This window comes from Allobosea sp. NPDC055594, from assembly GCF_053618995.1.
In genome coordinates this window covers 60,551-80,497 of sequence record NZ_JBSHIO010000005.1, presented here as the reverse complement: position 1 = coordinate 80,497, position 19,947 = coordinate 60,551, and the positions used below count along the sequence as shown (strand labels likewise).

Below are 19,947 nucleotides of genomic sequence, written 5' to 3'. Positions count from 1 at the left end.
TCAGCTCCTCCGGCGGGTTTGCGGGGCGGGCACGACCGCGAGTGTGACCAGTTCGGCCTCGGGCGCGCGCGCTGCGGCCTCGGTCCGCTCGGCGGCACGCAGTTTCGCCGAACGGGCGCGCGGATTGGCGCGCATCTCGGCCTCGGACGGCGCCACCGCCCCCTTCGTCACCGGGCGAAACGTCGCGGCAGGCGCCATTGCCGCCGGCGCATGGCGCGAAGCGGCGGGAGCCTTCCCGGAACGCTGCGCGAAGAACAGCTTGACGATGCGGTCCTCGAGCGAATGGAAGGTCACGACGGCGAGCCGCCCGCCCGGCGCCAGCGCCGCCTCGGCGGCGTGCAACGCCCGGACGAGCTCGCCGAGTTCGTCATTGATCGCGATCCGGAGCGCCTGGAATGTCCGCGTCGCCGGATGCGGACCGTTGGGATCGGCCCGGACGATGCCGGCGACGAGATCGGCCAATTGCTTGGTCGTGCTGAGCGGCGCCTTGCGGCGCGCTTCGACGATGGCGCGGGCGATGGCGCGCGAGCGCCGCTCCTCGCCATAATGGTAGATGATGTTGGCGAGCACGCCCTCATCAGCCTCGTTGACGAGCTCGGCGGCGCTCTGACCATCGGCCTCCATGCGCATGTCGAGCGGCCCGTCGAAGCGGAACGAGAAGCCGCGCTGGGCCTGGTCGAGCTGCATCGACGAGACGCCGATATCGAGCACCACCCCGTCGAGCGGCAGCATGCCGAAGCGCTCGGCCTCCTCGGCGAGAGCGCCGAAACGGGCCTGTGCCAGGGTCAGCCGACCAGCCATGGCGGCGACGAGCCCGGCCCCGCCGGCAATCGCATTGGGATCGCGGTCGAGCGCCAGAAGCTCCGCCTGCGGCTCACGCATCAGCAGCGCGCGGGAATAGCCACCAGCGCCGAAGGTGCCGTCGAGATAGCGGCCGCCCGGCTTCAGCGCGAGCGCGTCGAGCGCCTCCTCCATCAGCACCGGCACATGCGGCACGGCAACCTCCCCTTCGGCCGGCTTCACGAGGTCACCCCTGCGCCGAGCGCGCGCCGGACGTCCCGCAATTTCGCCCGCGCCTGATCGAGATGGACCCGGAAGCGCTCCGGCTCCCAGATCTGGAATTTGTGCCCCTGTCCGACGAAGGCGACGGCGTCGCCGATCCCGGCATGGGCCTTCAGCGCCTCGCTCAGCACGATGCGCCCCTCCGGATCGACCTTCAACACTTCCGAGGTTCCGTTCAGCGCCGTGGAGAGCGAATCCCACTCCTCCGAAAACGGCGAGAAGCGCGAGAGAATGTCGTCGATCGTCGCGCGCAGCGCATGCCCGCCGCAATCGAGGCTGGCCTGGTCGAGCGCCGGATGGACGTAGAGCCCCTCGTAGCCATCCTTCGCCAAGACGGCGCGGAAGGTCGCAGGGATCGAGACCCTGCCCTTGGCATCGAGCTTGTTGGTGAAATGGGAGACGAAGCGGTCCGTCAACGCCGCCTCCCGGCCAGGTTTCCACGGTGCGGAGCGGGCCGGCCAGAACCGGCCGCGGATACTCCCGTCGAACCCGACAAAGCGAAGCCCTCAGCCTGAATCCGCGCGGCACACGGACCCCGACCTGTCGCTTGCCTGTCGGTTTCGACGGGATGATTTGGGATACCATGGGATGTTATGGGCGTCAACGGATTCAGGGAGCCGGACACGACCCGGCGCCAGCCTGCGAACATCACAGCCCGTTAAGGTTAACTATCCGTAAAAACGTCGATTTCGGGCTCGCGGACGCGAGCGCAATGGGACCACCGAGCCGGGCCCACCAGCCTGCCCGCGGAGAAATATTTTTGAGGCCACCGACCTCGCCCCGGCGAGCCTAGTCCTCCGCAGCGGCGCGACGCAGCAAGGCCTCGCGCAGGGCCCGGACCTCTTCCAACAGGCGCGCCGGCGGGACGCCGCTATCCTCGACCGCGCAGGGCACCGGATTGGCGGAGCGCCCTGCCTTCTCGTGCAGGACACGTCCCGCCTCGGTCAGCTCGACCAGCACCTGCCGTTCATCCTCGCGGCCGCGCTTGCGCAGGATCAGGCCATTGCCTTCGAGGCGCTTGAGCAGCGGCGTCAGCGTGCCGGAATCGAGCATCAGTCGCTCGCCGATCGCCTTCACGCTCTGGCCGTCCTGCTCCCACAGCACCAGCATGACCAGATATTGCGGATAGGTCAGACCGAGCTCGGCCAGGAACGGCCGATAGGCCCGGTTGAAGGCATGGGCGGCCGAATAGACCGCAAAGCAGATCTGCTCGTCGAGCCCGCGCACCGGCTGCGCCTTCGCATCCTTCGTCATGGCCTTGCCGTCAGCTGCCCGCATCACGGATCCTCAGCGGGGAAACAGTCCGGGCGGATTGGAACAACCCGCCCGCGGAACAGTCTCCCCTATGCTGACACCAAGATACGCATTCATCGCCCCGAGCGCCGCCCGTTCACGGAAACTTGAATTGCCAACAATTAGATTGTGCACAATTTAATTTCCATCGACCACGACGGAAACCAGCCCGACAAGGAGAGCAGTCATGAAGATCCTCTACACCGCCCATGGTTCGGCCACCGGCGGCCGCGAAGGCCAGGCCGCGACCGACACCGGCAACGTCAAGCTCGTGCTGAACACGCCCAAGGAGCTCGGCGGCGGCGGCGGCGACGGCACCAATCCCGAACAGCTCTTCGCCATGGGCTATTCGGCCTGCTTTCTCGGCGCGCTGAAATTCGCCGCCGGCAAGGAAGGCGTGAAGATCCCGGACGATGCGCGCGTCAGCGCCGATGTCGGCATCGGTCCGCGCGACGACGGCAAGGGGTTCGGCATCGCCGTCAAGCTGACGATCGCGGCGCCCGGCATCGAAAAGGCCAAGCTCGAGGACCTCGTCCAGAAGGCCCATATCGTCTGCCCGTATTCGGACGCGACCCGGGGCAATATCGACGTCCAGCTGACGGTTGCGGCCTGACGCAAGGCCACCCATCTGCTCCTCACGGCCGGCCTTGACCCGACCGTGAGACGATTAGGTCCCGCATCGCGAGGCGCGGGCATCGTTTCCGGAAGCCCTTCGCCCCTAGCCTCTGGAACACAGCATGATCGACCGCCGCCATCTTCTCACCGGCCTCGCCGCGGCCGTACTGGCACCCGCCCTCCCCGCTTTCGCCCGGGCTCCGCAAGCCTCGACCCAAGTCGCAGGGATCTATCGCCGCAAGCTCGGCGACATCGAGATCACCGCGATCCTCGACGGCTATATCCCGCTCGACGCCAAGGCCTTCCTCAGCAGCGACCCCGACGCCGTTCGCCAGGCTCTGGCCAATGCCGGCCAGGATGAGAAGCTGCCGACCTCGGTCAACGCCTTCGTGGTCAACGCCAAGGACAGGACCTATCTGCTCGACACCGGCACCGGCGCCAACACCGCCTTCGGCCCGACCATGGGCCGGCTCGACGCCAATCTGCGCGCCGCCGGCATCGAGCCTGCACAGATCGACGCGGTGATCCTGACCCACGCCCATCCCGACCATGCCGAGGGCCTGATCACCGCCGAGAAGGCGGCGCGCTTCCCGAATGCCGAAGTGATCATCAACGAGACCGAATACGCCTTCTGGCATGATGACGGCATCCTCAACCAGGCGCCGGAGGCGATGAAGCCGTTCTTCGCCTCGGCCCGCGGCACGCTCGCGCCCTATGCCGCCCGCACCCGCAAGGTGAAGCCGGGCGAGATCGCGCCGGGCCTCAGCCTCGAACACGCGCCCGGCCACACGCCGGGCCACAGCCTGCTGCGCATCGCCTCCGGAAAGGAGCAGGCGCTGCTGGTCGGCGACTGCATCCACAATGCGGTGATCCAGACAGCTCGGCCCGAGGTCGCCTTCGTCTTCGATGCCGATGGCGCGCAGGCGGCCGCCTCGCGCCGGCGCGTGCTCGACATGGCGGCGGCTGACCAGCTGCTGATCAGCGGCGCGCATATGCCCTTCCCCGGCTTCGGCAAGGTGCTGAAGGCCGGCACGGCCTTTCGCTTCGTTCCGGCGGAGTGGAGCTACACACTCTGATCGGTCATTGGACGACGAAAGGGCCGGGAGCGATCCCGGCCCATTTTCGCATCTTCGCAAGGTTCTGAGGTGCCAGCCGGCCTGTAAGCCGGGTTCTGGATGGCCGGAGGATCTCTCCTCCGACGTGACGGCCATTCCTCTGGGACGCGCATTGCTGCGCGCCTCGAGCAACCAACCCGGACGACCAGGCCAGGAAACAGGCCCCTCCCCGCTTGCGCGGAAAGCATCGTCCCTATTTGGTTTTGCTCCCGGTGGGGCTTGCCATGCCGTTCCCGTTGCCGGGCCCGCGGTGCGCTCTTACCGCACCTTTTCACCCTTACCCCTGGCCGAAGCCGGAGGCGGTTCGATCTCTGTGGCGCTTTCCCTGGGGTCGCCCCCGCCGGACGTTATCCGGCACCGTGTTTCCGTGGAGCCCGGACTTTCCTCCCCCGCAAGCGAGAGCGGCCGTCCGGCCGACTGGCGGGATCGCCTGTGCGCCCTTGCGCCGCCGGCGTCAAGCGTCGGCTCAGTTGCTGGCGATGATGGTGCGTACCTTGGAGCAATAGACGCGGTTCGCGCCGCTCATGCGCTTCGCCATGTGGCCGCTCTGGTACATCATCACGGTGCGGCAGGTATCGCCACCGGCGAGTCGGTAGGCCTGCGCCAGATATTTCATGCCGTAGCGGGCATTGGTCTCGGCATCGAGCAGCCCGGCCGCGCCGCCGCTGTAGCCGACGCCGCGCGCCGTCTGATGGCGGATCTGCATCAGGCCGTAATTGCCGGCATTGGCTGCGCGCGGGTTGTAGCGGCTCTCGATCCGCACCACCGCATCGGCCAGCGAAAAGGGCAGACCATTGGCCGCCGCATGGCGCGCCACCAGGGCCCGCAGGTTCTCGCTGCCGGCCGGCGCAGCCAGCACCTGACGGCGCGGCTTTTCCGCTCGGTTCGGCTTGGCGGCGGACTTCTGGGCGGCAGGCGACACCATCTCCCCCGCGCCATCCGGCGCATGTCGCGCCTGCTGCCGGCCGGTTTCCGGCGCCTCCTGTGCCCGCTTGATCTCGGCCTCGCGCACGATGAAGGCGCGTGCATCGGTCTCGGCGTTGATCTCGGCAGCAGCCGGTTGCAGTAGGCCCAGGCAAATCGCAAAGGCGGCGCAGCCGCTGCCATAGATCCGGATCATATTGGGGAGCCCCATGTCACATTGATCGAATTGAACGGCGGGCCAAATGATAGATGAATGTGACGACAATCCGGCACATCACTCAGCAATTCTATATTCCATTGCGGAAGATCGATTATTTATGGTCAGATCATTCAAAAGTAATCATCATGTATTGAGGCATGGAACGATTCGGGCCTCACGGCGTTGACGCAGTCAAGGCAAAGAGCCAAATCATCGCCGCATTGCGACCGCAATTGACGGCCGCTATGGGCTGGGTCGACGCTGAAGGCACCTTGCTGCGCGGGTTCGACCCCGAGACGGGGGAATGAAATGAATAAACTGCTGGCAGTCGCGGCCCTCGGGCTCGCTCTTGGCGCGGCGGCCTGCACGCCGCATGAACAGCGCGTCGGCGGAGGCGCTGCGATCGGTGCCGCCACCGGTGCCGTGATCGGCGGGCTCGCCACCGGCCGCGCCGGCGGCGCCGTCGCAGGCGGCCTCATCGGTGCCGCAGGCGGCGCGATCGTGGGTGCGGCAACGTCGCCCTATGATGACGGCTATTATGACGGTTGCCCTTACGGCTATTATCGCGACCGTTACGGCCGGCTCTACTGCCGCTGAGCACATCGGCAGCTCGGATAGGCTTCGGCCCACCCGGCGGAACCAGACATATTCGGGCGGAAGCGCGTAGCGCGGCCGCCCGAACTTCGCTTCCGCCAGGTATCGAGGCGCGCGGGCAGCTTGCATGGAGAAAGGCCGGTTTCCACTTTTTCGCATCCCGCTCTAGGGCCGATCGATCGATGAAATCATTCCACTGGGGCGCTTTGGGGGGCGGAGGCCTCGGCTTTGCGCTCGGCGGCCCGCTCGGAGCGCTGGTCGGCGCGCTCGCCGGTCATGTCCTGGTCGACCGCGAGGGCGCGCCCTTCGGGCCAGCGCCGCGGCAGCTCATCTTCACCACCGGCCTCGTCGCCCTCGCCGCCAAGATGGCGCGCGCCGACGGCGTCGTGACGCGCGACGAGGTCGCCGCCTTCCGCCGCATCGTCACCGTGCCGGCCGAGGAACAGGGCCATATCGAGCGCCTGTTCGACCTCGCCAAGCAGACCAGCGCCGGCTTTGAGGCCTATGCCAGCCAGATCGCCGAGAGCTTCCGCGAGGAGCCGGCCCTGCTCGAGGACGTGCTCGACGGGCTCTTCCTGATCGCCGCCGCCGACGGCGCCATCCATGAGCGTGAGCACGACTATCTGCACGACGTCGCGATGATCTTCGGCATCGACGAGGCCGGCTTCGCCCGCATCGAGGCGCGCCATGTCCGCCGCCGCGACGACCCCTATCTCGTGCTCGGCGCCAGCCGCGAGATGAGCGACGCCGAGATCCGCAAGCTGCATCGCGCCCTGGTGGTCGAGAACCACCCCGATCGCGAGATCGCCCGCGGCCTGCCCGAGGAGGCCATCTGCATCGCGACGCGCCGGCTGGCCGCGATCAACGCCGCCTGGGACGCGATCCAGAAGGAGCGCGGCCTCGCCAGCCGGCTGGCGGCGCCGGCATGAGCGTTTCGACGAAGCCCGACAGCCGCTTCGCCGCCAAGGTCTTCCCCTCGCCCAATCATGGCGAGCGCAAGTTCCGCGACGGCTCGACCGATCGCCGTCCGGACGCGCTGATCCTGCACTATACCGGCATGCCCGACACCGGCGAGGCGCTGCAATGGCTGTGCAACCCGATCGCCCAGGTCTCCTGCCACTACTTCGTCTTCGAGAACGGCCACATCCTCCAGCTCGTGCCGGAGGAACGCCGCGCCTGGCATGCCGGCGCCTCGCACTGGGCCGGCGAGACCGATCTCAACTCCGCCTCGATCGGCATCGAGATCGCCAATCCCGGCCATCCCGGCGGCCTTCCCGATTTCCCGGAGGAGCAGCTCGCCGCGACGCTGAACCTCTGCCGCGACATTTGCGAGCGCTGGCGCATTCCGCCCGAGCGCGTGCTCGCCCATTCCGACATCGCGCCCGGCCGCAAGATCGATCCCGGCGAGAAGTTTCCCTGGCGTCGCTTCGCCGAGGGCGGCGTCGGCCTCTGGCTCGAGCCGGCGCCGATCAAGGGTGGCCGCTTCTTCGCCCGCGGCGATGCCGGCCCGCCGGTCGAGGCGCTGCAGGCGATGTTCGCCATGCTCGGCTACGGCGTTTCGGTGGACGGGGTCTATGACGAGCGCCTGGAGGCGGTCGTCGCCGCCTTCCAGCGCCATTGGCGGCCACAGAAGGTCGACGGCGTCGCCGACGGCTCGACGATCACGACCCTGCGCGATCTGCTGGCACTGACGCAGGAAGCGCGGACGGCGTAGAGCCGCGGCGCTCCGCGAACATTGCCGCGAGTTAACTCGTCTGCGCCGGCCGCTTCTGGCATGCTGCGGCCATGGCAGAACGACCGCGCTGTGCTGCCGGAGGAGGATGAACCTTGCGTCTCTGGATGATCGGGGCCGGTATCGGAGCGGCAGCGCTCGCCGCCGGCTATTTGGCCCTGCGGCCGACAGGAGGCGCCGCGAGCGACGCCGCCTATCGCACGGCTGCGATCGACCGCGGCCAGATCACCGCCTCCGTGCGCGCCACCGGCACCCTGACCCCGGTCACCACCGTCGTCGTCGGCTCGATGCTGTCCGGCCAGGTCGTCGAGATCCTCGCCGACTATAATTCGCAGGTAAAGGCCGGTCAGATCGTTGCCCGCCTGAACAGCGACCAGATCAAGACCCGCCGCGACGCCGCCGCCGCCGACCTCTCCCAGGCCAAGGCCGATCTCGTCGTCAAGCGCGCCCAGCTGGAACGCGCCAAGGTCGCCCGCACCAAGGCCGACTCCACCGTCAAGGACCTGGAAGCCCAGCGCGACCGCACCAGGGCACAGCTTGCTGATGCCAAGCGCACCTTCGATCGCCAGAACGAGCTCTTCACGCGCGGCGCCGGCGCCCAGCAGGGCCTCGACAGCGCCCGCACCCAGGTCGAGATCCAGACCGCGACGCTCGCCTCCAACGAAGCCCAGATCGCCTCGCTCAAGGCCGAGATCGGCGGGCTCGATGCCGATATCTCGCTCGCCGAAGGCCAGGTCCAGTCCGGCGAGGCGCTGATCTCCCAGCGCGAGGCCAAGCTGAAGGACATCCTGATCGATCTCGAGCGCACCGATATCCGCTCGCCGGTCGACGGCGTCGTCGTCCAGCGCCAGGTCAATCTCGGTCAGACCGTCGCCGCCTCGCTCTCGGCGCCGGAGCTGTTCCAGATCGCGCAGGATCTGCACGTCATCGATATCTACGCGAATATCGACGAGGCCGATGTCGGCCGCCTCAAGGCCGGGCAGACCGTCTCCTTCAGCGTCAACGCCTATCCGAACCGCAGCTTCCAGGGGCGCGTCGAGATGGTGAGGCTCGGCGCCCAGACCATCCAGAACGTCGTCACCTATACCGGCGTCGTCCGGGTCCAGAACCGTGACCTCGCGCTGCTGCCGGGCATGACCGCCAATGTCCAGATCGTCACCGACGACAGGCAGGACGTGCTGCGCGTGCCCAACGCGGCGCTGCGTTTCCGCCCGCTCGGCGGCCCGACGGCGCTTCCCGCCAAGGCGCCGGCTGCGCGCGGCGGCGGAAACCGCGCCGCTGGCGCGCTGCGCGAGCGCATCGAGGAGGAGGTGCAGCCGACGCCGGAGCAGAAGCAGGCGATCGCGGCGATCTTCGCCGAGCGGCGCGGCGAAAGCCGGCGCCCGACCGCCGGTCTCTCGGAGGAAGAGCGCCGCGCCGCCTTCCGCGCTGCCCGCGAGGAGATGCGCAGCAAGATCGCCGCCGTGCTCGACCCCGAGCGCCGCGCCAAGTTCGAGGCGCTGATGCAGGAAGGCCGCCCGACTGCGCAGGACTTCGCACCCGGCCGCGTCTATATCCTCGACGGCAACGGCCAGCCCAAGCCGGTCGCGGTCCGGCTCGGCCCGAGCGACGGCGCGTTCACCCAGATCGTGCCCGCCGCCGAGATCACCGAGAACACGCAGGTCGTGGTCGGCGGCGGTCCACGCGGCACCGAGCCCGCGCCGGCGAGCCGCGGCCCCGCCCCTCGCGGCCCGCGGCTGTTCTGAGGCGCCGGCTATGCCCCTGATCGAGGCACGCGCGCTCTCCCGGGTCTACGACCTCGATTCCGGCCGCGTCACCGCGCTCGACCGGGTCAGCCTCGACATCGAGGCGGGCGAGCTCGTCGCGGTGATGGGCCCCTCGGGCTCCGGAAAATCGACCTTCATGAACCTGATCGGCTGCCTCGACCGTCCGACCGGTGGCCAGTACCGGCTCGACGGCGTCGAGGTCGAGACGCTGTCCGGCGACGGACTCGCCGAACTGCGCAACCGCAAGCTTGGCTTCGTCTTCCAGCAGTTCAACCTTTTGCCGCGCGTCGATGCCTGCGCCAATGTCGAATTGCCGATGGTCTATGCCGGAGTCGACCGCAAGGCACGCCGCGAGCGGGCGCTCGCCGCGCTCGGCCGGGTCGGCCTCGCCGAGCGCGCCCATCACCGGCCGATGCAGCTTTCCGGCGGTCAGCAGCAGCGGGTCGCGATCGCCCGCGCCCTCGTCAACCAGCCGCGCCTGCTGCTCGCCGACGAGCCGACCGGCGCGCTCGACAGCCGCACCGCGCTCGAGATTCTCGCTCTCTTCCAGGACCTCAACCGCGAGGGCGTCACCGTCGTGCTGGTGACGCATGATGCCGAGGTCGCAAGGCACGCCCGCCGGGTGGTGCGCTTCCGCGACGGCCATGTCATCGCCGACATCAGACAGGAGCCGGCCGACGCCCGCGCCGCGCTCGCTACGCATGACAGCGCCGCCGCCCCCATGCCGGAGGCCGCTGAATGAGCCTGCTGGAAGCCATCCGCTCCGCCCTCTCCGCCATCGGCGCCAATGCGCTGCGCTCGGCCCTGACCATGCTCGGCATCATCATCGGCGTCGCCGCGGTGATCGCCATGGTCGCGATCGGCTCGGGCGCCCGCGAACGCGTCGACAGCCAGATCAAATCGCTCGGTGCCAATCTCGCCATCATCCAGTCGGGCAACGTCACGCAGGGCGGCGTCCGGCTCGGCGCCGGTGCCTCCTCGACCCTGACCGACGAGGATGCCCGCGCCGTCGTCAACGAGGTCGAGGACGTCGTCGCGGCCGCCCCGGTGATCACCACCCGCGCCCAGGCGGTCTATGCCGGGACCAACTGGTCGACGATGATCACCGCGACCGATCTCGATTTCTTCACCGCCCGCGAATGGGGCCTCGCCGAGGGCCGGCTGTTCGAGCCTGAGGAGATTCGCCGCGGCGAGATCGTCGCCATCATCGGCCAGACCGTGGCGCGCAACCTGTTCGGCGACTCCGACCCGCTCGACCAGATGTTCCGTATCCGCAACGTGCCCTTCAAGGTCATCGGCGTGATGGCGGGCAAGGGCCAGTCGGCCCTCGGCCAGGATCAGGACGACGTGATCTTCGTGCCGCTCGACACCGGCCGGCGCCGCATCGTCGGCCGCAACTATGCCCGGGACCGCTCGGTCCAGACCATCATGGTCAAGTTCGCCAGCGAGGAGGCGATCAATCCCGGCATCGAGCAGACCCGCGCCTTGCTGCGCCAGCGCCATCGCCTCACCGAGGACCAGGACGACGACTTCATCGTCCGCAACCTGACCGAGATCGCCAACACCGCCACCGCCGCCGCCAGCACCCTCTCCTGGCTGCTCGCCGCCGTCGCCGGCGTCTCGCTGCTGGTCGGCGGCATCGGCATCATGAACATCATGCTGGTCTCGGTGACCGAGCGCACCCGCGAGATCGGCCTGCGTTTGGCCGTCGGCGCCCGCCAGCGCGACGTGCTCTCGCAATTCCTGATCGAGGCGACGACGCTCGCCACCATCGGCGGCGCCGTCGGCATCGCCCTCGGCGTCGGCGCCGCGACGGCGATCGCCCGCTTCGCCGGCTGGCCCTTCGTGATCTCGGTGCAGACCATCCTGATCGCGGTCGGCGTCTCCGGGCTGATCGGCGTCTTCTTCGGCTTCTACCCGGCGCGGCAAGCGGCGCGTCTCGACCCCATCGAGGCGCTGCGACGTGAATAATGCGCCCGGCCATGTCCGGGGCAGGCATGCATTAACCATTTCCGCCTAGCGTCTTGGCACAGCGCGAAGGGGAACGACGCCCTGCCGCGCCATGCCACGCGAGACAGTCGTTGACCCGAAATCTGCTCACCGACAGCGAGGCCAGACGCCTCTACGACCAGGCTGCTCTGCTGGCGAATCTCGGCGCCTGGGAGTGCGAGCTTGCGACCACGCGGCTGTGCTGGACGGACGGCGTCTACGACCTCTTCGGCCTGCCGCGCGGCTCGACGCTGCACCGGCCCTCGACCGTCGACCTCTATCACGGCGAGTCACGCCGCGAGATGGAGCGGCTGCGCGCCGGCATCATCCGCTCGGGTGGCAGCTTCGTGCTCGATGCGCGCATCCGCAGCGTCTGCGGCGAGGAGCGCTGGATGCGGCTGACCGCGGAAGCCTCCTTCCTGCATGGCCGGCCCGACCGGATCTACGGCACGAAGCAGAACGTCACGCGCGAGAAGGAGATGTGGCAGGGGCTGCGACGTCTGGCCTATAGCGACCCGCTCACCGGACTGGCCAATCGCCGCGCTTTCGAGGCGGAGATGCGCGAATTGCGCGGCCATGCCGAAACCGGCCCGGCGCTCGGCATGCTGGCCCTCATCGATCTCGACCTGTTCAAGCAGATCAATGACGAGCTCGGCCATGCCGCCGGCGATGAATGCCTGCGCCAGGTCGCAGCTCGGCTCGAGGCGACGCTCCCCGGCGAGCCGCTGATCGCCCGGATCGGCGGCGACGAGTTCGCCGCCCTGCTCTGCTCCACGGCCGGGCTTCTGCCTCTGAAGCAGCGGTTGATACAGACTCTGAACGCGCTACGCCGCCCGGTCCGCTGGAAAGGCCGGGCAATCGACGTCAGCGCGACGATCGGCGCAACCCTGATCCGGCCCGGCCGGCATCACGACCCGGAGCAGCTCTTCGCCGAAGCGGACTCCGCTCTCTACGTCGCCAAGGCCGCCGGACGCGGGCAGCTGCATCTGTTCGGCGCGGCGCTGGACCACGCCGCAGCCGATGCAACCCCGCCCGGGAGCCGCGAGGTCCTGCACGTTTGCTGAGCCGAAGCGCCGGCCAGCGCGGCTCATCCCCGACCAGACGGCGAAGGAGAGAGCGCCTGCCGATCCGGCCGGCGCCCGTCGATCTTCGGTCCCGTCATTCCGCCGCTTCGAGGGCGTAGGCGCTGCTGTCGTAGTTCAGGATCGGCGCCAGCCAGCGCTCGACCTCGCGAATATCCATGCCCTTGCGCGCGGCATAGTCCTCGACCTGGTCGCGCTCCACCTTGGCCACCCCGAAATAATAGGAATCGGGGTGCGAGAGGTAGAGCCCCGAAACCGAGGAGCCCGGCCACATCGCGTAGCTCTCGGTCAGCTTGACGCCGACGCGGCGCTCGGCCTGGAGCAACTCGAACAGCGTCGCCTTCTCGGTATGGTCGGGCTGGGCCGGGTAGCCGGGCGCCGGCCGGATGCCCTTGTACTCCTCGCGGATCAGCGCATCGTTGCTGAGATTCTCCTCCGGCGCATAGGCCCAGAACTCGGTGCGCACGCGCTGGTGCATGCGCTCGGCCAGGGCTTCGGCGACACGGTCGGCCAGAGCCTTGACCATGATCGAGCGGTAATCGTCATTGTCGCGGGCGAAGCGCTCCGAAATGCGCTCCTCCTCGGCGCCCGCCGTAACCACGAAACCGCCGATATAGTCGGCCACCGCCCCTTCCGGCGCGATAAAGTCCGAAAGGCACAGATTCGGCTTGCCGTCGCGGCGCAGCAACTGCTGGCGCAGGCCATGGAAGGTCGCGAGCTTCTCCTGCCGGCTCTCGCCGGTGTAGAGCCGGATGTCGTCGCCGACCGCATTGGCCGGCCAGAAGCCGACCACCGCCTTCGGGTTGAACCAGCGCTCCTCGACGATGCGCTTCAGCATGGCCTGGGCATCGTCCCAGAGCGCGCGCGCCGCCTCGCCCTGCTTCTCGTCCTCGAGGATCGCCGGGAAGCGGCCCTTCAGCTCCCAGGTCTGGAAGAACGGCGTCCAGTCGATCAGCGGCACGATGTCGGCGAGATCATAGCTCTGGAGGACGCGGGTGCCGAGAAAGCTCGGCTTCGGCGGCTGATAGCCGGCCCAGTCGGGAGCGAAGGCATTGGCGCGCGCCTTGCTGAGCGGCAGACGCTGCTTCTCGGCCTCGGAGCGACGATGCGCCGCCGCGACCTTGGCGTATTCGGCCTGGATGTTCTCGACATACGGCCCCTTCTGCTCCTGCGAGAGCAGGCTGGAGACGACGCCGACCGCCCGCGAGGCATCGGTGACATAGACCGTCTGACCGCGCTCATAGGCAGGGTGGATCTTCACCGCGGTGTGGACGCGGCTCGTCGTGGCCCCGCCGATCAGCAGCGGAATGTCGAAGCCCTCGCGCTCCATCTCGGCAGCGACGGTGACCATCTCGTCGAGCGAGGGCGTGATCAGGCCCGACAGGCCGATGATATCGACATTCTCCTTGCGCGCGGTATCGAGGATCTTCTGCGCCGGCACCATCACGCCGAGGTCGATGACCTCGTAGTTGTTGCACTGCAGCACGACGCCGACGATGTTCTTGCCGATATCGTGGACATCGCCCTTCACCGTCGCCATCAGCACCTTGCCGGCCGCCGAGCGCACGGAGCCGCCATTGAGGCGCTTCTCCTCCTCCATGAAGGGCATGAGATAGGCCACGGCCTGCTTCATGACGCGGGCTGATTTCACCACCTGCGGCAGGAACATCTTGCCGGCGCCGAACAGATCGCCGACCACGCTCATCCCGGCCATCAGCGGACCTTCGATGACGTCGAGCGGCCGCGCCGCCTGCGCCCTCGCCTCCTCGGTATCGCGCTCGATGAATTCGGTGATGCCGTTGACCAGCGCGTATTCCAGGCGCTTCTCGACATCGTCATCGCGCCAGGCGAGGTCCTTGGTCGAGACGGCGGCGCTGCCATCGCCCTTGAAGCGCGGCGCCGCTTCGAGCAGACGCTCCGTCGCATCCTTGCGGCGGTTGAGGACGACATCCTCGCAGAGCTCGCGCAATTCCGGATCGAGCCCGTCATAGGAGCCGAGCTGGCCGGCATTGACGATGCCCATGTCCATCCCGACCTTGATGCAATGGTAGAGAAAGACCGAGTGCATCGCCTCGCGGACTTTCTCGTTGCCACGGAACGAGAAGGACAGGTTCGAGACGCCGCCGGAGACATGGGCGTATGGCAGGGTCTCGCGGATGGTGCGCGTCGCCTCGATAAAGTCGTTGCCGTAGTTGTCGTGCTCCTCGATGCCGGTCGCGATCGCGAAAATATTCGGATCGAAGATGATGTCCTCGGGCTGGAAGCCGGCCTCTTCGGTCAGGAGCTTGTAGGCGCGGGTGCAGATCTCGATCTTGCGCTCATAGGTGTCGGCCTGGCCCTTCTCGTCGAAGGCCATGACCACGACGGCGGCGCCGTATTGCCGGCAGATGCGGGCCTGTTCGAGGAAGGCCTCCTCACCCTCCTTCATCGAGATCGAATTGACGATCGGCTTGCCCTGGATCGTCTTGAGCCCGGCCTCGATGACGTGGAATTTCGAGGAATCGACCATGATCGGCACGCGGGAGATGTCAGGCTCCGAGGCGATCAGGTTGCAGAACTCGGTCATCGCCTTCTCGGAATCGAGCAGGCCCTCATCCATGTTGATGTCGATGACCTGGGCGCCGTTGGCGACCTGTTCGCGTGCCACGTCGAGCGCCGCCGCATAGTCGCCATTGGTGACGAGCTTGCGGAACTTGGCCGAACCGGTGACGTTGGTGCGCTCGCCGACATTGACGAAGGGGATGGTCTCGTCGAGCGTGAACGGCTCGAGCCCCGACAGGCGCAGATAGCGCTTCGGCGCGGGGACGGCGCGCGGCGCCTTGCCGGCGACCGCCTCGGCGATGGCGCGGATATGGTCAGGGGTGGTGCCGCAGCAGCCGCCGACCATGTTGACCAGGCCGGCATCGGCGAACTCGGCCAGCATCCCCGCCGTCGCCTCCGGCCGCTCGTCATAGAGGCCGAACTCGTTGGGCAGGCCGGCATTCGGATAGGCGCAGACCAGCGTCCCGGCGATCCGCGACATCTCCTTGATATGGGCGCGCATCTCGCGCGCGCCGAGCGCGCAGTTGAGGCCGATGGTCAAGGGATTGGCATGGCGCACCGCATTCCAGAACGCCTCGACCGTCTGGCCGGAGAGTGTGCGGCCGGAAAGATCGGTGATCGTGCCGGAGATCATCACCGGCAGGCGGACACCGCGCTCGCGATAGACCTGCTCGATCGCCACGATCGCCGCCTTGGCGTTGAGCGTGTCGAAGATCGTCTCGATCAGCAGGAGTTCCGAGCCACCATCGAGCAGCCCGCGCACCTGTTCGGCATAGGCATCGCGGACCTGGTCGAAGCTGACGGCGCGGAAGCCGGGATTGTTGACGTCGGGCGAGATCGAGAGCGTGCGGTTGGTCGGGCCGATCGCGCCGGCGACGAAGCGGCGGCGGCCATCCTCCTTGCGCGCGATCTCGGCGGCCTCGCGCGCAAGGCGGGCGCATTCGACGTTCAGCTCATAGACCAGAGCCTCCATGCCGTAATCGGCCTGGGCGATCGATGTGCCGGAGAAGGTATTGGTCTCGACGATGTCGGCACCGGCGCGATAATAGGCGAGATGGATGTCGCGCAGCGCATCCGCCTGGGTCAGCGCGATCAGGTCGTTATTGCCCTTGAGGTCGTGGTTCCAGCCCTTGAAGCGCTCGCCGCGGAAATCGGCCTCGGAGAGCTTCAGGTTCTGGATCTGCGTGCCCATCGCGCCGTCGAGCACGAGGATGCGCTCGGAAGCGGCCTGACGCAGGGCGCGCTCGATCTCGGCGCCGTCGGCGGGAGTGGGCTTGTAGTCGGACATCGGGAACGCTTTCGTCTCGGTTCTTTGCGGCGCTGCTAGCGCCCTTCCCGTCATTGCGAGGAGCGGAGCGACGAAGCAATCCAGAGAGGTAGGGTTCTGCCGCCCCTGGATTGCCGCACCTACGCTCGCAATGGCGAAATCACTCCGCCGCCACCTGCTGCGCCTGCACCTTCTCCGGCTTCAGGCCGACGAGATGGCAGATCGCATAGACCAGGTCGGCCTTGTTCATCGTGTAGAAATGCAGGTCGGAGACGCCGCGGTCGACAAGGTCGAGCACCTGCTCGGCGCAGACGGCCGCGGCGACGAGACGACGTGTCGCCGGATCGTCCTCCAGTCCCTCGAAGCGGTCGGCCAGCCATTGCGGCACGCTGGCGCCGGTCTTGCGGGCGAAGCCTGCCGTCTGCCTGAAATTCTGCACCGGCACGATGCCGGGCAGGATCGGGATTTCGATGCCGCGGGCCCGGACCTTGTCGAGATAACGGAAATAGACGTCGTTATCGAAGAAGAACTGGGTGATCGCACGGGTCGCGCCGGCATCGACCTTCTTCTTCAGCGCGTCGATATCGGCGTCCAGCGAGGCCGCTTCCGGGTGCTTTTCCGGATAGGCGGATACCGTCACCTCGAAATCGCCGACCTTGCGGATGCCGGTGACGAGGTCCGAAGTCTGGTGATAGCCCTCTGGATGCGGCTCATAGACCGTGCCGAGCCCGCCCGCCGGATCGCCCCGCAGCGCCACGATATGGCGTACCCCGGCCTCCCAATAGGCGCGGATGACCTCATCGACCTCGCCGCAGGAGGCCGAGACGCAGGTCAGATGCGCCGCCGGCTTCAAGGCCGTCTCGTCGACCATGCGCTTGACGGTGTTGTGGGTGCGCTCGCGCGTCGAGCCCCCGGCACCATAGGTCACCGAGACGAAGGCCGGCCCGAGCGGCTCGAGCCGGCGCACGCTCTCCCAGAGGCTGACTTCCATCTCCTCGTTCTTCGGCGGGAAGAACTCGAAGGAAACGCGCGGGCGGCGCGAGCCGTGCCGGCTGGGGCGGAAAGCGTTCATCACGCAACCTCACGATCGAACTGACGAAGGGGAAAATCGCCCTGGAGGCGCCGATCGCGGCCGCGCCAGAGCATGACACCGAGCTGGCCGCTTCCGCCGTCGGCAGCCGTGATTTCCTCGGCGAGATCGCATTCGAGCCCGGCCTCGGCGAACCAGGCGAGGATCTCGTCCTTCTCGAAGCCGAGCCGGCGATGCGCATGCTCGGTGCGCAGGAACTCCATCTCGTGCGGCGCGAAGTCGACCAGGATCAGCCGCCCCCCCGGAGAAAGCAGCGCAGCCGCCTCGCGCAAGGCGCGCGCGGGATCGTCGAGGAAATGCAGCACCTGATGCACGATCACGAGATCGAAGGAGCCGCGCGCGAAGGGCAGAGCATAGATATCGCCCTGCCGGAGCTCGACCCGCGACAGCCCCGCCTTCTCCAGATTGGCGCGCGCCACCGCCAGCATGGCATGGCTCGCATCGACGCCGACGGCACGCGCCGCCTTCGGCGCCAACCGCTCCAGCATGCGCCCGGTACCGGTGCCGAGATCGAGCAGCGCCTGCAGAGGCTGCTCGCCGACCGCCGCCTCGACCGCCGCCTCGACCGCGGCATCGGGAACGTGCAGCGAGCGCAGCTGGTCCCATTCACGCGCGACATTGGCGAAATAGGATTGCGCCGCCGCGGCCCGGCTGGCCCGCACCGCCGCCAGGCGCTCGCGATCAGCCGCGAGAACCGGATCGGCGGGATCGAGATCGCGTGCGAGCGAGAGCGCAAGCGCGCCACCCGGCGTCGCGTCATCGAGCCGGAAGAAGGCGAAGGCCCCTTCGCGCGAGCGCCGCAGCAAGCCGGCCTCGGCCATCAGCTTGAGATGTCGCGAGATGCGCGGCTGCGACTGGCCGAGAATGTCGGTGAGATCGGAGACCGAGAGCTCGCCTTCCGCCAGCAGCGCCAGGATCCGCAGGCGTGTCTCCTCGCCGGCCGCACGCAGCGAGGCCAGAAGGATCGGCAGCGAATGGCGGAAGCGGCGAGTCACCGGCGAGCACCTCGAATATCTGTGAAAGATATAAAGATATCTTTATGTCAACCACGAAGAAGATGCAAGCCTGATTGTCCGATATTCCAGTCGGCACCGACGGATCAAACAAACGCGGGAGCTCCTCCGCCACATTGGACAGGCTCGGCACACTTCGCCTACGCAGGCTGGCGTGATGCCGCTGCCTGCATCGCCTCTCGGAGCACGCCGTAGATTCGCGGATCGGCAGACTGCGCCACGTTGAAGCGCATGAAATGCCTTGCCGTCTGCGACAGGCTGAAGGCGTTACCCGGCGCGAGCACGATCCCCTCGGCGAGCGCATGCCGGGCGATCGCGCCGGCATCGAGCTCGCTCGGCAATCGGCACCACAGGAACAATCCACCGCGCGGCATGAGCCAGGGCTCGATGCCGAGCCCGGCGAGCCGGCCGGCCGTCTCCGCCATGGCTCGGACGAGCCGCTGGCGCAGCCCCTCGACATGCCGGCGATAGCTGCCGTCTTTCAGGAGACCGAGCACCAGTTCGGCCGCGAGCCGCCCGCCTCCGAAGGAGAGCGCGACCTTGAGATCGGTCAGCCCCTCGATCCAATCGGGCCTCGCCGCGATATAGCCGCAGCGCATCGAGGCCGACAGCGTCTTCGAGAAGCTGCCGATCTGGATCACCCGCTCCAGCCCGTCGAGCCCGGCGAGCCGCGGCGCGAACTCCGGCTCGAGATCGGCGAAGATGTCGTCCTCGACGATGGTCAACCCGGCCTGCTCGGCGAGCTTGAGCAGGCGATGCGCGGTCGCGGCCGAGAGCGTCGCGCCGGTTGGATTGTGCAGGGCGGAATTGGTGATGTAGAGCCGCGGCCGGTGCTCGGCCAGCGCCTGCGCGAACAGGGCAAGGTCGGGCCCGGCCGGCGTATAGGGCACGCTGACGATCCGGGCGCGATGAGCCCGCAGCAATGCCTGGAAATTGAAATAGCAGGGGTCGTCGACCAGTACGGTATCGCCGGGCTCGAGCAGGAAACGGCAGACGAGGTCGATCGCCTGCGTACCGGACTCCGCCAGAACGATCTGCTCGGGCGCCGCCTCGACGCCGCGCTCGGCGAGGCGATGAGCGAGCAGTTGGCGCAGCGCGGGCAGGCCGAGCGGCGTGCCATATTCGGCCAGTGTCGCGACCTCGGCGCTTCCGAGCTTGCGCAGCCCGCGGCGCAACGATGCTTCCGGCATCCAGTCGGCCGGCAGCCAGCCGCAACCGGGCCGCAGATCATCTGCCCCGGCATCGAGCGACTGCCTGGAGATCCACAGCGGATCGACGGCCCGGTCGAGCCTCGGCGCGACATCCGCAAGCGAGAGCGGCGGCAGGCGCCGGACATAGAAGCCGGAGCCGCGCCTCGCCTGGACCGCCCCTTCGGCCGCCAGCCGTTCATAGGCCTCGACCACTGTCGATTTCGACACGCCCATGCTCTCCGCGAGCCCGCGGATCGAGGGAAGCTTCGCGCCCGGCGCCAATGTCCGCCCGGCGATCCGCTGCCGGATCGTCGCCATGACGCGCCCGACCAGCGTGTCTCCGGCGACCGGGTCCTTAATCTGTACGGCTTCCAGCATCAGGACAGTTTGCCTGAACTGTATTGGACTGTCTCTGGAAATCTGCGGCATCTCACGCGATGCAGGATGGCGAAAATGGCCACCTGCCTTTCCACAG

The 19,947-nt window shown here is 67.9% G+C and carries 17 protein-coding genes and 1 other RNA gene; 9 read left to right on the top strand and 9 right to left on the bottom strand.

The window, feature by feature from the left end; translation table 11 throughout:
- The 3 genes from rsmH to ACWGRX_RS11960 all read right to left on the bottom strand — a co-directional run bounded on the left by rsmH (position 1) and on the right by ACWGRX_RS11960 (position 2,340).
- A complete protein-coding gene (rsmH, locus tag ACWGRX_RS11970; protein ID WP_452117719.1) occupies positions 1-1,023 on the bottom strand; it encodes a 16S rRNA (cytosine(1402)-N(4))-methyltransferase RsmH in 1,023 nt (340 codons plus the stop codon).
- Positions 1,020-1,478, bottom strand: a complete 459-nt coding sequence (locus ACWGRX_RS11965) for a division/cell wall cluster transcriptional repressor MraZ (protein ID WP_452117718.1) — start codon at positions 1,476-1,478, stop codon at positions 1,020-1,022. Before ACWGRX_RS11965 ends, rsmH begins: the two co-directional genes overlap by 4 nt.
- Positions 1,479-1,851: 373 nt before the next feature.
- Positions 1,852-2,340, bottom strand: a complete 489-nt coding sequence (locus ACWGRX_RS11960; RefSeq protein ID WP_452117717.1) for a MarR family winged helix-turn-helix transcriptional regulator — start codon at positions 2,338-2,340, stop codon at positions 1,852-1,854.
- A 202-nt stretch (positions 2,341-2,542) separates the two neighbouring features.
- Between ACWGRX_RS11960 and ACWGRX_RS11955 the strand changes: the two genes are divergently transcribed.
- Positions 2,543-2,968 carry an organic hydroperoxide resistance protein gene (locus tag ACWGRX_RS11955; RefSeq protein ID WP_291635379.1) on the top strand — a complete coding sequence of 142 codons (426 nt, stop codon included), beginning with the start codon at positions 2,543-2,545 and terminating at the stop codon, positions 2,966-2,968.
- 124 nt (positions 2,969-3,092) lie between these two features.
- A complete protein-coding gene (locus ACWGRX_RS11950) occupies positions 3,093-4,046 on the top strand; it encodes an MBL fold metallo-hydrolase (RefSeq protein WP_291646994.1) in 954 nt (317 codons plus the stop codon).
- A 68-nt stretch (positions 4,047-4,114) separates the two neighbouring features.
- On the opposite strand, the gene rnpB is transcribed toward ACWGRX_RS11950, so the two are convergent.
- Positions 4,115-4,506, bottom strand: an RNA gene (rnpB, locus tag ACWGRX_RS11945) — RNase P RNA component class A.
- Positions 4,507-4,551: 45 nt separating this feature from the next.
- Entirely contained in the window at positions 4,552-5,220 is a 669-nt protein-coding gene (locus ACWGRX_RS11940; RefSeq protein WP_452117716.1) for a lytic transglycosylase domain-containing protein, read from the bottom strand.
- 297 nt (positions 5,221-5,517) lie between these two features.
- Between ACWGRX_RS11940 and ACWGRX_RS11935 the strand changes: the two genes are divergently transcribed.
- The 7 genes from ACWGRX_RS11935 to ACWGRX_RS11905 all read left to right on the top strand — a co-directional run bounded on the left by ACWGRX_RS11935 (position 5,518) and on the right by ACWGRX_RS11905 (position 12,353).
- Positions 5,518-5,805 (top strand): glycine zipper domain-containing protein, encoded by a 288-nt coding sequence (locus tag ACWGRX_RS11935; RefSeq protein ID WP_291635385.1) that lies wholly within the window; start codon positions 5,518-5,520, stop codon positions 5,803-5,805.
- A 179-nt stretch (positions 5,806-5,984) separates the two neighbouring features.
- Positions 5,985-6,731 (top strand): J domain-containing protein, encoded by a 747-nt coding sequence (locus ACWGRX_RS11930; RefSeq protein ID WP_291646996.1) that lies wholly within the window; start codon positions 5,985-5,987, stop codon positions 6,729-6,731.
- Entirely contained in the window at positions 6,728-7,516 is a 789-nt protein-coding gene (locus tag ACWGRX_RS11925; RefSeq protein WP_291635389.1) for an N-acetylmuramoyl-L-alanine amidase, read from the top strand. The genes ACWGRX_RS11930 and ACWGRX_RS11925 overlap by 4 nt, the downstream gene beginning before the upstream one ends.
- A gap of 113 nt (positions 7,517-7,629) precedes the next feature.
- The gene (locus ACWGRX_RS11920; RefSeq protein ID WP_452117715.1) at positions 7,630-9,279 is read left to right on the top strand and encodes an HlyD family secretion protein; all 1,650 of its coding nucleotides are present in this window, start codon (positions 7,630-7,632) and stop codon (positions 9,277-9,279) included.
- A 10-nt stretch (positions 9,280-9,289) separates the two neighbouring features.
- Positions 9,290-10,042, top strand: coding sequence for an ABC transporter ATP-binding protein (locus ACWGRX_RS11915; protein WP_452117714.1), 753 nt, complete (start codon positions 9,290-9,292; stop codon positions 10,040-10,042).
- Positions 10,039-11,271, top strand: a complete 1,233-nt coding sequence (locus tag ACWGRX_RS11910) for an ABC transporter permease (RefSeq protein WP_291647000.1) — start codon at positions 10,039-10,041, stop codon at positions 11,269-11,271. The genes ACWGRX_RS11915 and ACWGRX_RS11910 overlap by 4 nt, the downstream gene beginning before the upstream one ends.
- 110 nt (positions 11,272-11,381) lie before the next feature.
- Positions 11,382-12,353 carry a GGDEF domain-containing protein gene (locus ACWGRX_RS11905; protein WP_452117713.1) on the top strand — a complete coding sequence of 324 codons (972 nt, stop codon included), beginning with the start codon at positions 11,382-11,384 and terminating at the stop codon, positions 12,351-12,353.
- A 94-nt stretch (positions 12,354-12,447) separates the two neighbouring features.
- Here the strand turns inward: ACWGRX_RS11905 and metH are convergent, their stop codons facing one another.
- The 4 genes from metH to ACWGRX_RS11885 form a co-directional block, all read right to left on the bottom strand.
- The gene (gene metH / locus ACWGRX_RS11900; RefSeq protein ID WP_452117712.1) at positions 12,448-16,200 is read right to left on the bottom strand and encodes a methionine synthase; all 3,753 of its coding nucleotides are present in this window, start codon (positions 16,198-16,200) and stop codon (positions 12,448-12,450) included.
- Between the two features lie 139 nt (positions 16,201-16,339).
- The gene (gene metF / locus ACWGRX_RS11895; protein ID WP_452117711.1) at positions 16,340-17,251 is read right to left on the bottom strand and encodes a methylenetetrahydrofolate reductase [NAD(P)H]; all 912 of its coding nucleotides are present in this window, start codon (positions 17,249-17,251) and stop codon (positions 16,340-16,342) included.
- Positions 17,251-18,264, bottom strand: a complete 1,014-nt coding sequence (locus ACWGRX_RS11890) for an ArsR/SmtB family transcription factor (protein ID WP_291635403.1) — start codon at positions 18,262-18,264, stop codon at positions 17,251-17,253. Before ACWGRX_RS11890 ends, metF begins: the two co-directional genes overlap by 1 nt.
- Before the next feature lie 158 nt (positions 18,265-18,422).
- Positions 18,423-19,850 (bottom strand): aminotransferase-like domain-containing protein, encoded by a 1,428-nt coding sequence (locus ACWGRX_RS11885; RefSeq protein ID WP_452117710.1) that lies wholly within the window; start codon positions 19,848-19,850, stop codon positions 18,423-18,425.
- Between the last annotated feature and the right edge of the window lie 97 nt (positions 19,851-19,947).